The organism is Pseudomonas sp. DE0010 (assembly GCF_007680745.1).
In the GTDB taxonomy this organism is placed as follows: Bacteria; Pseudomonadota; Gammaproteobacteria; order Pseudomonadales; family Pseudomonadaceae; genus Aquipseudomonas; species Aquipseudomonas parafulva_B.
The window spans coordinates 1-286 of sequence record NZ_VEJQ01000179.1; the positions used below are offsets into that span (position 1 = coordinate 1).

1 pseudogene is annotated in these 286 nt (G+C 60.5%); it reads left to right on the forward strand.

Annotation, left to right across the window (positions count from 1 at the left end):
* Positions 1–286 (forward strand): annotated as a pseudogene (locus FS767_RS22985) (glycosyltransferase family 1 protein); the annotation flags it as partial.

The window sequence follows — 286 nt, forward strand, 5'->3', positions numbered from 1 at the left end:
GGGCCTTGTTCGATCCGCTGGACGTGACGAGCATGGCTGAGATGATAGAGCGCGTTATGGAGGACGAGGTTTTCCGGCTGGAACTGATCCGGCTCGGTCTCGAGCAGTCTGGCCGTTTTTCCTGGGACCTTACTGCTGGTCGCTGTCTTGATGCGCTGGAGAGACTGGTCGCCATCGTAGACGGGCCGTCGCATCTGGCGCCAGAGTCTCGGCTATCCCTGCTACGGGAGCGGATCATCGACATCGAGACTGGCGCGCCCACCTATGACGATCTCAAAGCCTGTGC